Source organism: Rickettsiales bacterium Ac37b (assembly GCA_000746585.2).
In the GTDB taxonomy this organism is placed as follows: Bacteria; Pseudomonadota; Alphaproteobacteria; order Rickettsiales; family Arcanibacteraceae; genus Ac37b.
This window is the reverse complement of the sequence record CP009217.2, coordinates 767,942-781,234: the sequence shown is the minus strand read 5'-3', so window position 1 is coordinate 781,234 and position 13,293 is coordinate 767,942. Positions and strand designations below refer to the sequence as shown.

18 protein-coding genes and 1 tRNA gene are annotated in these 13,293 nt (G+C 29.6%); 13 read left to right on the top strand and 6 right to left on the bottom strand.

Annotated elements, in window-relative coordinates; all coding sequences use genetic code 11:
• Nucleotides 1–31 precede the first annotated feature (31 nt).
• The 3 genes from NOVO_03925 to NOVO_03915 are packed head-to-tail and all read left to right on the top strand — an operon-like array spanning nucleotide 32 to nucleotide 1,852.
• Nucleotides 32–943, top strand: coding sequence for a Divergent polysaccharide deacetylase (locus NOVO_03925; GenBank protein ID AIL65168.1), 912 nt, complete (start codon nucleotides 32–34; stop codon nucleotides 941–943).
• Nucleotides 918–1,412 carry an RNA pyrophosphohydrolase gene (gene rppH / locus NOVO_03920; GenBank protein ID AIL65167.1) on the top strand — a complete coding sequence of 165 codons (495 nt, stop codon included), beginning with the start codon at nucleotides 918–920 and terminating at the stop codon, nucleotides 1,410–1,412. The genes NOVO_03925 and rppH overlap by 26 nt, the downstream gene beginning before the upstream one ends.
• On the top strand, nucleotides 1,409–1,852 hold the full coding sequence (locus tag NOVO_03915) for a hypothetical protein (GenBank protein AIL65166.1): 444 nt from the start codon (nucleotides 1,409–1,411) through the stop codon (nucleotides 1,850–1,852). The genes rppH and NOVO_03915 overlap by 4 nt, the downstream gene beginning before the upstream one ends.
• Before the next feature lie 20 nt (nucleotides 1,853–1,872).
• Here the strand turns inward: NOVO_03915 and NOVO_03910 are convergent, their stop codons facing one another.
• The 6 genes from NOVO_03910 to NOVO_03885 form a co-directional block, all read right to left on the bottom strand.
• Nucleotides 1,873–2,688 (bottom strand): hypothetical protein, encoded by an 816-nt coding sequence (locus NOVO_03910; GenBank protein ID AIL65165.1) that lies wholly within the window; start codon nucleotides 2,686–2,688, stop codon nucleotides 1,873–1,875.
• Nucleotides 2,689–2,929: 241 nt separating this feature from the next.
• Entirely contained in the window at nucleotides 2,930–3,508 is a 579-nt protein-coding gene (locus tag NOVO_03905) for an Acetyltransferase (GNAT) family protein (protein ID AIL65164.1), read from the bottom strand.
• An 85-nt stretch (nucleotides 3,509–3,593) separates the two neighbouring features.
• Nucleotides 3,594–4,013 carry a Nucleoside diphosphate kinase gene (gene ndk, locus NOVO_03900; GenBank protein ID AIL65163.1) on the bottom strand — a complete coding sequence of 140 codons (420 nt, stop codon included), beginning with the start codon at nucleotides 4,011–4,013 and terminating at the stop codon, nucleotides 3,594–3,596.
• A 15-nt stretch (nucleotides 4,014–4,028) separates the two neighbouring features.
• Nucleotides 4,029–4,547 carry a hypothetical protein gene (locus NOVO_03895; protein ID AIL65162.1) on the bottom strand — a complete coding sequence of 173 codons (519 nt, stop codon included), beginning with the start codon at nucleotides 4,545–4,547 and terminating at the stop codon, nucleotides 4,029–4,031.
• Nucleotides 4,548–4,550: 3 nt separating this feature from the next.
• Nucleotides 4,551–5,507 (bottom strand): Flp pilus assembly protein, secretin CpaC, encoded by a 957-nt coding sequence (locus NOVO_03890; GenBank protein ID AIL65161.1) that lies wholly within the window; start codon nucleotides 5,505–5,507, stop codon nucleotides 4,551–4,553.
• 105 nt (nucleotides 5,508–5,612) lie between these two features.
• Complete coding sequence (locus NOVO_03885; protein AIL65160.1) at nucleotides 5,613–5,951, bottom strand: Septum formation initiator; 339 nt, start codon at nucleotides 5,949–5,951, stop codon at nucleotides 5,613–5,615.
• Nucleotides 5,952–6,176: 225 nt separating this feature from the next.
• Between NOVO_03885 and NOVO_03880 the strand changes: the two genes are divergently transcribed.
• The 10 genes from NOVO_03880 to NOVO_03835 all read left to right on the top strand — a co-directional run bounded on the left by NOVO_03880 (nucleotide 6,177) and on the right by NOVO_03835 (nucleotide 13,175).
• Nucleotides 6,177–7,262 (top strand): hypothetical protein, encoded by a 1,086-nt coding sequence (locus tag NOVO_03880; GenBank protein ID AIL65159.1) that lies wholly within the window; start codon nucleotides 6,177–6,179, stop codon nucleotides 7,260–7,262.
• Nucleotides 7,263–7,376: 114 nt separating this feature from the next.
• Nucleotides 7,377–7,463 (top strand) — tRNA-Ser (locus NOVO_03875).
• A gap of 148 nt (nucleotides 7,464–7,611) precedes the next feature.
• Nucleotides 7,612–8,145, top strand: coding sequence for a Ribonuclease D (locus NOVO_03870; protein AIL65158.1), 534 nt, complete (start codon nucleotides 7,612–7,614; stop codon nucleotides 8,143–8,145).
• A gap of 4 nt (nucleotides 8,146–8,149) precedes the next feature.
• A complete protein-coding gene (gene kdsD / locus NOVO_03865) occupies nucleotides 8,150–9,151 on the top strand; it encodes an Arabinose 5-phosphate isomerase KdsD (protein ID AIL65157.1) in 1,002 nt (333 codons plus the stop codon).
• Complete coding sequence (locus NOVO_03860; protein ID AIL65156.1) at nucleotides 9,148–9,741, top strand: hypothetical protein; 594 nt, start codon at nucleotides 9,148–9,150, stop codon at nucleotides 9,739–9,741. Before kdsD ends, NOVO_03860 begins: the two co-directional genes overlap by 4 nt.
• Nucleotides 9,704–10,231: a lipopolysaccharide transport periplasmic protein LptA gene (locus NOVO_03855; GenBank protein ID AIL65155.1), complete on the top strand. Its 528-nt coding sequence runs from the start codon at nucleotides 9,704–9,706 to the stop codon at nucleotides 10,229–10,231. The genes NOVO_03860 and NOVO_03855 overlap by 38 nt, the downstream gene beginning before the upstream one ends.
• A gap of 5 nt (nucleotides 10,232–10,236) precedes the next feature.
• A complete protein-coding gene (lptB, locus tag NOVO_03850) occupies nucleotides 10,237–10,980 on the top strand; it encodes a Lipopolysaccharide export system ATP-binding protein LptB (GenBank protein ID AIL65154.1) in 744 nt (247 codons plus the stop codon).
• A 101-nt stretch (nucleotides 10,981–11,081) separates the two neighbouring features.
• Complete coding sequence (gene exbB / locus NOVO_03845) at nucleotides 11,082–11,801, top strand: Biopolymer transport protein exbB (protein AIL65153.1); 720 nt, start codon at nucleotides 11,082–11,084, stop codon at nucleotides 11,799–11,801.
• Nucleotides 11,801–12,250 (top strand): Biopolymer transport protein exbD, encoded by a 450-nt coding sequence (gene exbD, locus NOVO_03840; GenBank protein AIL65152.1) that lies wholly within the window; start codon nucleotides 11,801–11,803, stop codon nucleotides 12,248–12,250. Before exbB ends, exbD begins: the two co-directional genes overlap by 1 nt.
• A gap of 1 nt (nucleotide 12,251) precedes the next feature.
• On the top strand, nucleotides 12,252–13,175 hold the full coding sequence (locus NOVO_03835) for a Periplasmic protein TonB (protein ID AIL65151.1): 924 nt from the start codon (nucleotides 12,252–12,254) through the stop codon (nucleotides 13,173–13,175).
• The last annotated feature ends 118 nt before the right edge of the window (nucleotides 13,176–13,293 follow it).

The following is a 13,293-nucleotide window of genomic DNA, read 5'->3' as shown; positions in this document are numbered from 1 at the left end:
CATGAGAAATTATTAGGGAAGTAAGTGATAAATGAATCATAATAATAAAATTTATTTTATTATAGCGTTACTAATAGCGTTTTTTTTTGTAACATTTTTTATATATAACTTAATATTAAACACGGAATATGCTAAAAATGAAGGATTGCGTGTAACGTTTCAGTTAGACTCTGTAGTAAAAAAATTATCTATAAAATTAGACAATAAATCCAAAACTTTGCTTACCCCAAATAAGCAAGCAGTAAATATATCTCTACCTTATTTACACATTATCATTGCTGATGCTGGTCTTAATGCTGAGAATACTAAAAAACTTTTATCTTTACCTAAAACTACGAGTATAGGTTTATCTCCTTATGGTTATAATTTACCTACATTATCGAAAAGTTTTTCAAATGCAGGTTATAACTTATTAATGTATTTACCGCTGGAACCTATAAATTATCCAAATGATGATGCGGGTAATTATGCTTTGCTTAGATCTATGAATGCTCAAGAGATTTTACAAAAATTAGAGTTTTTAGTATCAAGAGTAGAAAATATCCTGGGTTTTTATACTATGCCAAAAGAGCAGTTTACTTCTTCTGAAGAGAAGGTCCTGTCTTTATTAGCATTTATAAAATCTAAAGAATTATTATTCGTATCTAATAAGGGTAATATAAACATCCAAAAGGTAAAGGAATCTTTAGATCTAACTTCTGTATCGGTAGACTTAATTCTCGATGAAGATCTTTCTCCTGAAGGTATTAATAAACAATTATATATATTAGAGGAAATACTTAAAAGTCAAGGGAAAGCAGTAATAATTGGAAGAGCATATCCGTTAACTTTGGAAATGCTTTATAAATGGATTGCTACATTACACAATAAAAATATAATACTTGTAGATATTAATGAATTTATAACTAAAACTAATAATGGTAATTATGCAGGCTTCGAATAATATTGAATTACCATATAGAACTGGGGTAGGTATTATGATCATTAATAACCAAAAGCAAGTATTTGTTGGTAAACGGGTAGATAAACAGAATGCTTGGCAAATGCCTCAAGGAGGAGTAGATAATGATGAAACTCCTAAAGAGGCTGCAATGAGAGAACTGCTAGAAGAAATTGGCACTAACAAGGTACGATTTATCTCAGAAAGTAAAGAATGGTTTTATTATAATGTACCAAAGCGTTTAATACCAAAATTATGGAATGGGCAATATAGGGGACAAAAACAAAAGTGGTTTTTGTGTAAATTTTTAGGACAAGATAGTGAAATTAATTTGAATACAGAACATCCAGAATTTATAGAATGGCGCTGGGTTGAATTATCTGAGTTACCGGTGATTATTGTGCCATTTAAACAAAAATTGTATTGTAAAGTCATTAAAGCATTTCAGAACAGGATAGATAATCTAGAGTGAGACCTATAAGTAATTATTTAAATAAATTGACAGAGCCTGCTCTTAAACGTTATGGAGTGCATTATGCAAAAATTTTGTCAGATTGGCAGGAAATTATAGGTGCACAGTTATCTAAATATACTATACCTAAGAAAATTATATATAGTCAGCGTGCAAACGTTTTGCACATCGAGATACTTACTAGTAGTAGTGCTACTGAATTGTATTATATGGAACCTATGATTATAGAAAAGTTAGCTATATATTTAGGTAGCAAAATCATACATAAATTAAAAATCACCCAAAATCCTATTTTACACGAAGATAATATATTAGATTTTCTAAATGAAGTACGTCTTTCTAATCAACAAGCAAAACATCTTGATTACTTATTAAATAAAATCGGAGAATCTGAACTAAAAGATGCATTGCATAGATTAGGAACTTATGTATTGAGATGATTTTTAACGCTAAAAATTATTTATATTATAAAATCTCTAAGTAACACTAGGATAATTTCTATGGCTATTAACCATACTATAATTAGTTCTAACCTTGAAGAATGTAAATGTTGTAATTCACTAGATAAAATTTCGTATAACTCATGTATTACAGATAAACGACGATTCAAAATATCAAGCCTTGTTTCAATATCCATGTATTGGGAAGCAATATTATAATAGGTTTCATAGCGAGATCTACGCCAAAAAAATTCCGGTGTATCTAATATATCGCTATGTAAGTTTATAGAATTACGTTCAGCAAACAAGGCACCTATCATTTGTGCTAGTTTTTTCCTAGGTAAAGAAGTTCTACCCATAATACGTAATTCTTCAGGTATATACTTAGTTCTGGCAATAGTAGCATCCACTGAAGTTTCAAAAGCTATTAATTTTACTGACTGTGATAGTCCATATGATAAAGATAATTTAATTAAAGGATCCTGAGATGCAAATATAATTTCATCATCTTCTTCGTTAATATAGGTATTATCCTCTGAAGGGCTGAAAATGTAAGTACAGTCATCTGTGATAGGACTCGATAATGGCTCCAGTTCAAATGCTTTCAATGCATTAAGCATGGAAGTTTCTTCTGTTTTATCAAATCCCCAAAATACTACGCAACCATATGCAAAATAAAAAACGTGTCGTGGTTCTGAATTACCATCATAATCTTCTATGCTTTGTAGATGAATCACTTGGTCATAAAGCTTAGGTTCAAATCCTTCACTATGTAAAAACTTTACCAAATTGTCCACTTGATAAGCATTAGCTGTACAATAAAAGCTACATTTCATTTAACTACCTTATATAAATTACTACAGTAATAATTCAGAATGCATGATGGTATTTACTAATAATAATATATTTCATGTATGGCTAAAATTATAAATAAAATTCAATTAAAAATCTTACCTAATAATATATTTTTCATATACTAATGAATTTTACTTTTATTAATATATAACATAAAATCCTTAATAATACAGTTATACCAATATTATATGTATTTATCTATAGTTTTATATTGAATAATTATTATAAATTTTTGTAATAATAATTGCCTGCTACTAAGGTATTACCTATTAGCTCATGTTTTTCTAAAGTTCCCCATTTTTGGTAACCAGAATTTTCATATAATTTTATAGCAGCCTCATGGGTAACATTAACACTTAATTTAATGATTGATAAATTAAAATCATGTGCTAGTTCTTCTGCTTTATCTAAAAGATGTTTTGCTAAACCATGACCTCTAGCCCATGGCGCTACAAAGTGGCTTTCTATAGATCCAGCAAAAGATGTAGTATAATTATTAGGGAAGGGCTTAAGAAGTTGAATTGAGCCAGCTATAACATTATCCATTCTAGCCACTATTAATATACGTTCTGGTACTAATAATACTCCACGAAAATAATTTTCTAGAATAGTTGTATAATCAGAGGTTAAATTAACATTAAATCCCATGCTAAAACCATAGCTATCATGCATAGTAGCAATTGCTGAATCACATAAATCTTCTAGATCAGAACCTTTAAATTCTTTAATAATTTGAACCTTAATGTCAGAAGTAGAAGACAATTCATAATTTGTATTTTTACAAACAAGCTTCACTCCCATATAAACTCCTTTTTTGATAACTTTATACTAAGATAACTGGTAAGTAGGTATGTTCGCAAAAAACTTTTAAACTAATATATAGTGATTAAACCATAATTTCATGCGGTTTAAAAAAGAAATCTATTTCTTGTTTGGCATTTTCTAAACTATCGGAGCCATGCACTGAATTAGCTTCAATATTTTCAGCAAAATCTTTTCTAATTGTACCCACAGCCGCTTCACTTGGATTAGTAGCTCCCATAATTTCTCTGTTACGTTGGACAGCATTTTCTCCTGATAATATCTGTACTACAATAGGGCCTGAAGTCATAAATTCTATTAAAGAACTATAAAAAGGACGATCTTTATGTATTATATAAAAAGATGAAGCTTGATCTTTAGTCATATGTAGCATTCTTTGTGCAACTATTTTTAATCCGGCATCTTCAAAACGTGTTACAATTTTACCTATAATATTACGTCTTGTGGCATCAGGCTTTATAATTGATAATGTAAGTTCTGTCATAATATATACTTTTAATTAATGTTTGTTAGAAAGATAAGTGTTATTATAATGATGTACTGACTTTGTAGCATCATGTAAGTCTAGAAGAGATGGTTCAATAAATTGTTTGTGATCACTTACCATCTGTACTATATTAGCACTTACCGCACACCCTAAATTATGTGATCTAATAATATTGCCATCCTTATCACTAGATATTCTGTTACAATCACGAGCTACTACTTTATTATAAAATAATGTTATCTTATTATCTATAGTATTAAAATTATAATTTATACCGTATAAATTCAAGAGTTTTACAATATTAGAGCAGGTTTTATTACTTATAGTGCATCCTAATTCTACAGAGGTAGGTTGATCATTTGTTAGCCAGTTCGTTACATCTTCTTGCACAGAAGGAGAAGATAAAGAAAAAGATACCTGTTCAGAAGAAAAATCAATTAAATTTTCTGGTTCTATCCGTGTATAGCTGCGATTAACACAGGCTATGCATAACATTGTCGTAAAAATAACTAATTTGGATATAATTTTCATAGTTTACTCCGCAATAAAACCTATAGGACCTTCTAATTCAATAGCATCTGCTGTATTGACTTGAATATTATTTGTATTACTCACTTTTTCGATAAATTTCTTCTCTAGCTGCGTAGGTATATATCTATCATTTGTAGGAAATCTAATATTTTTCCTTGTTACAGGATCTACCAAGTAAGGAGTAACAGAAATTACTAGCTCATTACTGAATCTACGATTATGTTTTAGCTCATCTTTTACTAAACCAGCTATCATAAATCCTTCACCAGGAGCAAGTTCAATAGTGGTTTTGGCTCTTCTTGAAGTAACTGCAGGTATAGTAATACCAGATATCTGAACAGTACCATTTTTGCTTAATTCAGAAGTTTCCTGTTCAACATTTAGACGAATTCTGTTAGGAGATAAAACGATTGGCAAAAAACTTAATTTTATGCCGTAAGATTTATAATCTACAGAAACTATACCATCTTTTTGGGATGTAGGTACAGGAAATTCTCCCCCAGACAAAAATTCTGCTTTTTCACCAGAAATTGCAACTAGATTTGGTTCTGCAACTAATTTGATTAAACCACGTTGTTCTAGATCATCAAATCCTAAATTGTCTGTTTGAGAGGAGCTAAGATTATTACCTATGATTTCTCCAACTTTTACACGCAACATAACTTGTTGTGTATTTTTGATTTTCATAAAATTTAAAACTTTACCGTTATTTGCTATATATTCTTTAGCCAATTTTTCTGCTTTATCTGCAATTTCGGAACTACTTGCAGTACCGGATAATACTATAGAATTTCGTACTTGCTTTACTTCAATATTTTCTTTAGGAAGCATAGAATTAATAATATAAGATAAAGAACTATTGTTAGTATTATGTGGTTTTGTAGCTTTAGCAATTGCTATGTCTGTAACTAAAAACATAGTGACGACAGCACATACTAAGCTTATAAGATTCTTATGCATAAAATACCTTTATACTTAAATACGCTAAAAAATAATGACTCAAAAAGCAAGATATATTAGTATAATATGAAACAGTCAACTAATTTTATGCTTTTTAAGTTATGTTTAATGCAAAAATTTATGTGCAGAAGTATTTGGTTTGATATAAACGATTTCGTTTGCATCTGAATAGCCTAGTATTTTACGGGCTTGTTCATCTAGTAAATCCAAATCTAAAGATTCTGATCTCATTAAATTAACTTTATGCTCTAAAACTATACGTTCAGCTCTAACATTTTCTAATTCTATATTAGTTTTATTAGTTAGATGTGTCAATCTGATAAATGCTAAAATACCACGTTCTCCATTAATGGCATGATATATGAAATAGCTAGAAAGTACGGTAATAGTTGTAATGAAGGTGAAAATATACAATTTGTATTTAAATTTAGTACTTATATGCATATTATCAAATCAAAAGTTAATGATTACAATTATTATAACTATTATAATATTTTATAATTAATACACAATATGAAAAAGAAACTATTACTATTATTTAGTATATATTATATATGTAACTGTGGTTGCTTATTAATAATTTATAATACTTTTATTATTAAACAGTTTTATATATGATGTGTTTTAGGTTAGCTATATTAATATTATTAAAAATAAGATTTTAAATCTATGGAGCTAAGTTATAAAATAAAAAGTTTAATTAAAGTTAAAAATAAGATCAATATATCAGAGTTAATGTTAGCTATTAGTTCTGATCCTGAATATGGTTATTATTCATCACAATATAACTTAAGTACTAATAAAGATTTTATTACATCTCCAGAAATAAGCCAGCTTTTTGGAGAGATGATTGGCATATGGAGCGTGTATCAATGGCAACAATTATCTTCACTTAAAGATATATTATTAGTAGAGCTGGGACCAGGACGTGGTACTATGATGCGAGATGTATTGCTTGCTACACGTAATATCTCAGGTTTTCATGAAGCTATTAATATAAATATGATAGAAACTAGTCCTACATTACAACAAATACAAAAACATAATTTATTGAACGCTAATTTATTACAAAATCTTGATATCTCGTGGCATAATAATCTTGCAGAAATTCCTAAAAAACCTTTAATTTTAGTATGTAATGAGTTTTTTGATGCTTTACCTATTAATCAATATATAAAATTGGCAAATGAATGGCATGAAATTATGGTTACTATGGAAAGTAGTACAGAAGAACTGTGTTTTATATATGAAACTGTTGATGCGCGTACCCGTACTTTATTAACATTAGATTATCCACATGTAGAAAATGGAGATATAGTTGAAATCTCTTATCAGTCTATAGATATAATTAAGCAAGTTGCTGAGCATATAAAATCCTTTGGCGGTATAGCGTTAATTATAGATTATGGTTATTATCGTGATAATAACTATCCTAATCAGCAATATATTTCGACTCTACAAGCTATTTATAATCATAAATTTCATCCAATATTACAGAATCTTGGTGAAGCGGATATAACAGCCCATGTTGATTTTTATACTTTAGCTCAGGCAGCAATAGTTAAAGGTGTAAAAGTAATGGATATAATATCTCAGGGGAAGTTTCTGCAAGAAATGGGTATACAGCTCAGGGCTCGAACATTATTACCTAAATTAACTAACTTACAGGCAGAAGAGCTATTACTTTCTATGGAAAGATTAGTTTCACCGACCCAAATGGGTAATTTATTTAAGGTATTAATTATTAAAAGTTAATTAATAAATGATTAATTAAAATATTAATATATATAAGATTTTCGTATTGCAAATTTTGACTTTTCATTTATAACATAAGTAGTAATTATGTTGAAACTATGTTTTTTGACTATAGCCCAGATGGCGGAACTGGTAGACGCACTAGCTTCAGGTGCTAGCAGCTTAATTGCTATGGAAGTTCGAGTCTTCTTCTGGGCACCAAATATCTTGTGTTGTAGGATTAGTTTATATAAAATTATTAATATATAAAATGGAAATATAGGAGGATAATATAGCTATATTTGTTCATCAGGACGATTTACCAAGCGATATTACTTTAAAAGGAGATATTGCTATAGATACTGAAGCTATGGGATTATATATTCCAAGAGACAGACTGTGTCTATTACAATTATCGGATGGAAATGGGGACGCTCATTTAATAAAATTTGATAATAAAGGTTATAATGTACCTAATTTAAAACAATTATTATTAGATGAAAGCAGATGTAAAATATTTCATTTTGCACGTTTTGACTTAGCAATTATTAAATATTATTTAAATATTGCTATTCAAAATATTTATTGTACTAAAATTGCTTCTCGTTTAGCCAGAACTTATACAGATACTCATGGATTACGTGATTTATGTAGGGATATGCTTTCAGTACAAATATCGAAACAGCAACAATCTTCAGATTGGGGAGAGGCAAGCCTTATTAAGGAACAGTTAGAGTATGCAGCTAATGATGTATTATATTTGCACAGTTTACGTGCTAAATTAAATAATATTTTAATACGTGAAAATCGTATGGAACTTGCAGAATCTTGTTTTAAATTTTTACCCACTAGAATAGAATTGGATTTAGAAGGGTGGGCAGAATTAGATATATTTGCTCATTAAATTTATGGTAGAAAAGTTGAAATTACATTATAATAACCTCTCTAGTGAGTCAAGTAAGGATCTAGAAATCGCTCGTAAAGTTATAGCTGATGAGATAAATGGATTGCAAGCCTTATCCCAATTAACCTTAAACGCAGAATTTATAGCAGCAGTAAATATGATCTATACAGTACAAGGTAGGATTATATTTAGTGGTATGGGTAAAAGTGGTCATATAGCACGTAAAATTGCTGCTACTTTTGCATCAACGGGCACACCTGCAATGTTTGTACATCCTGCAGAAGCTAGTCATGGTGATTTAGGTATGATTACTCCTAAAGATGTTTTAATTTTATTTTCAAACTCAGGTGAAACTACTGAATTAAAACCATTAGTATATTATGCTAAGAGATTTAATATAGCCTTAATAGCTATTGTCAGTAAACAAGAATCAAGTTTAGCAGAGGCATCTGATATTGCTCTGATATTACCAGATAAACCTGAAGCTTCTTTTATTGAAGCTCCTACTACTTCTACTACTATGATGCTTGCACTAGGAGATGCATTAGCAATAGTGTTGCTTGAAAAAAGAGGTTTTAAGCGGGAAGACTTTCAAGTTTTTCATCCTGGAGGTAAACTGGGTGCATCATTTATTAAAGTTAAAGATATTATGTATAAAGGTAAGGATATACCGCTAATTACTTCTGATAGCATAATGTCTAAGGCGTTAATTGTGATAACTGAAAAGCGCTTAGGATGTGTAGGGGTAGTTAATAACAAGGATGAATTAATAGGTATTATTACTGATGGCGATTTAAGAAGACATATGTCTCAAGACTTATTGAATTTAAGTGTGAAAGATGTCATGACTACTCATTTAATTACCATAGATACCAATAGTTTAGTAGTAGAAGCATTAAAATGTATGAACGAAAAATCTATCACAGTATTATTTGTGGTGGATAAATTAAAGCAACCAATAGGTGTAATTCACATCCATGATTGTTTAAATGTAGGGGTTAAATGAGAGTTATGCGGGGATTAAACTATTCTTATTTTGTAATGATTAGCAAGATTTTATGTGTATTTTGTGCGGTGTCATTTGCTTTCTTAACAGTTATTTTGTCTGTTTATGGGTCTCCTGTAAAACACGTTAAAATAGACTTAACTGCAAAACAACATAATAGTGATAATATGTCAAAATTAATGCATAAACCTAGGTTTTATGGTGTGAATGCTGATAAAGAAATATATTCGGTCCACGCTGGACAAGCAGAAGAACAAGATGTAAATACTATATTACTTACAAAAATAAATGGAGAGTTTACGACAAAAAATAATACTATACTTAATGTATGCTCAAAGAGTGGTAAATGGTTACAAGATTCTAAAATATTATTGTTATCAGGATCAGTAAATTTGTCTTATGAGGGTACTAATATATCATCAGAATTAGCAACTATAGATGTTAATCAATATACTATTACCAGTAATCATGATACTAAAGTGACTAGTCAAAAAATTTCCATATTATCTAAAGGTTTTACTTTATTGCAAAAAGAAAAAAAGGTTATATTTGATGGACCAGTTAAAACTATTATATATAATAACTCCTAGAATGAAATTCGGTTTATTATTAATACTTATTTTATTGAATGTAGCAACTGCAGCGGAAATGAAGAGTAATGAAGCTATTGAAATATTATCTGATACATTGGTGCTTGATCAGGAAAAAAAGCTTGCAACATTTGTAGGTAATGTAAAAGCAATACAAGGGGATTTAAATTTGGCAGCTGATAAAATGATTGCTTACTATATAAATACAAAAGATAATAAGTGGGTGATTTCTAAAATATCAGCTATTGGTAATGTAACTATAATTGATAATAATCAAAAAGCACGAGGTGATACTGGAGAATATAATGCTATTAAAGAAACGCTAGAATTATATGGATCAGTTATACTGACTAAAGATGATAATGTATTAAAAGGTAATAAATTGGTATATAATATTCAAACTGGGTATAGCAAGATATATAGTACAAATACAGACAGTAAGGATGATAAAGGACGAGTGAAAGCTATATTAATCCCTAAAAAACAGTAAAATTTATGCGTAACTTTAGTAGTATGCAAGATGGCTTTATTGCGTATAATATAGGTAAAAAATACGGCAATAGAACAGTAATAAAAGATATTAGTATTAGCCTTAATCAAGGAGAAGCAGTTGGATTGTTGGGTCCCAATGGTGCTGGTAAAACCACGTGTTTTTATATGATGAGCGGTTTAATTAAGCCTGATAGTGGTAATATTATGCTAAATAAGAAAGATATTACCACATTACCAATGTATAGACGTGCACGTTTAGGTATAAGTTATTTGCCGCAAGAATCTTCAATTTTTCGTGGATTAAGTGTAGAAGATAATATTTTATCTATACTAGAAATATCTGAATCTGATACCGAAAAAAGACATATAAGATTAAATAATCTTTTATCGGAATTTTCTATTGAGCATTTAAGGCGTAGCCCTGCTATTGCATTATCAGGTGGAGAGCGTCGTAGAGTTGAAATTGCACGTGCTCTTGCCACTAATCCTAAATTTATTTTATTGGACGAGCCTTTAGCAGGTATTGATCCTATAGCTGTTAACGATATTAAAGAATTAATTATGCATTTAAAAGATAGAAATATAGGTGTATTGATAACAGACCATAATGTAAGGGAAACTTTGGAGATAGTAGATAGAGTCTATATTATACATGAAGGTATAATATTAATGAGTGGTAATGTAGAAGATATACTTGCAAATGAAAATGTACGTAATGTATATTTGGGCGAAGATTTTACATTATAGTTTTTTAATTTAAATTAATATGCTATAAATCAACTATAATTAATAAAAGTTTCTGTATTAAAATACTAAAAGTTAGACGATGATAGATAGGTTCAGAACATATGAATGAAACAATAATAAAAACCACTGAAATTGCAGGTAATATTTCGGCTACCGATGTTTCCATATTTGGGTTGATTAATAATGCAGATATGGTAGTAAAGTTGGTAATTTTGCTTTTGTGTTTATCCTCATTATGGTCATGGTCTATTATTTTTAATAAATTATCAATGTTTTTTACCCTGAAAAATAAAACGGTGAAATTTGAAAAATTGTTTTGGTCAGGGCAATTATTAGAGAATCTATATATAAGATTAAAGAACCGTAGTGATCATCCACTGGCAAATATATTTATTGCTGTAATGCTTGAGTGGAATAGGCCTATTAAAGGTATTGTTGTAGCGCACTCTATTAAAGAGAGGATTACAAAAATCATGGATTTGATTTGTGATAGAGAGATGGAGAAGATAGAGCAAGGATTAAATATTTTAGCTATTATAGGTTCTAGTGCTCCTTTCCTTGGCCTATTTGGGACTGTATGGGGTATTATGCATAGTTTTCAATCTATTGCTGCTTCCAAGAATACTACTCTTGCAGTGGTGGCACCTGGTATTGCAGAAGCTTTATTGGCTACTGCTATAGGGTTATTTGCAGCTATACCTGCTTTATTATTTTATAATGTATTATCTAATAAAACTAATTTATTTTATAATAAAATGTTGGATTTTTCATCTGAACTATCCTTAATATTGTCACGCGAATTTGATCAGGAAGCAAAGTAATGGGTGCTAGCCTAAATAATATTACTAATAAAAGAAGAAGGCATCAGCTTACGGCAGAGATTAATATTACCCCTTTAGTTGATGTAATGTTAGTGTTATTAATTATTTTTATGGTTACTTCTCCTATGCTTGTGGCTGGGATTAAAGTTGATTTACCGGAAACAAACTCTGCCCCTATATCAGGACAAGATGAGCCTATTTCGATAGATATAGATACATCAGGTAATGCTTATATACAAGGTAATAAGATTGCTATAAATGAGTTAGAAGCTAAGTTAAAAGCAATTACTAAAGCAAAATATGATACTAGAATTTTTATCAGAGGTGATAAAAATGTGGATTATGGCAAAGTAATGCATGTAGTAGGAACAATTAATTTAGCAGGTTTTAATAAAGTAGCTTTAATTACAGCAATTAAACCCACTACTTCTAATAAGCATAAAATATAAAATGAACTTTGGTATTATTACTTCAGTTATTTTCCATATATTAATTTTGTTATTAATTTATTTTGGAATACCATCTTTTGCTAAGAAGCTTCCAAATGAAACTGCAATCTCTGTAGAAATTTTGCCTGTAAAAGCTATATCTAATGTTCCTAATAAAACAAACCAACAGCAGCCTACGAAAGAAGAAAGTAAAACTATTGTAAAGGCTAGTAATAATGATACGCAAAACAAGCTAGAAATTAAAGAAAAGGCTGAAGCTAAAGATGATACTAAAATAACAAAAAAGGAAATTATCCCAGAGCCTAAGGAAATAATTAAGACCCAGGTGCCTAATAAAAACTCTTTGAAAGAGGCAAAGAAAGATAAACCAAAAGACTTACCTAAGGATAAACCTAAGGAACAAAATAAGGATAATAAAAAAATTGATAAGGTAGTGAATAAAAAAGCTGAAACTAAGCCGAAAGCTCAAAATAGTGAATTAGATTCTTTGCTTAAAACTTTAGACGTTCCTTCAGATAAAAAAACCAAGGATGCTAAAGCAAATAAGCAAAATTCTGGTGATAAGAGACAAAATAGTAAATCAGATAAAGAATTTGATGAATTACAACCCTTATCTTTGAGTGAAGAAGCGTCTATACGTAGTCAACTTTACAAATGCTGGGAGATACCTATAGGTATTAAAGATATAGCTAAAATGTCTGTAGTACTAAATATTAAACTTGCACAGGATGGGACAGTAACGCACGTTAAAATTATAGAAGAAAATAAGCCATCTAAAGGCGATATATCAGCTTTCCAGGTATTTGGGGAGAGTGCGGTTAGGGCAGTACATAAGTGTAGTCCTTTACAAAATTTACCAATAGAAAGATATAATGTATGGCAAGAAATAGAATTAAACTTTGATCCACGTGATGTAGTCAATTAAATAGTCCTTATCTTTCTATCAATAAATAAAAAGCTTGCTATATCTATGGTATCTTTTAAATCAGAAAGATATTGTTTTCAAAGAAGATTGACGTTTCTATGAATCTTTATCCTTATTC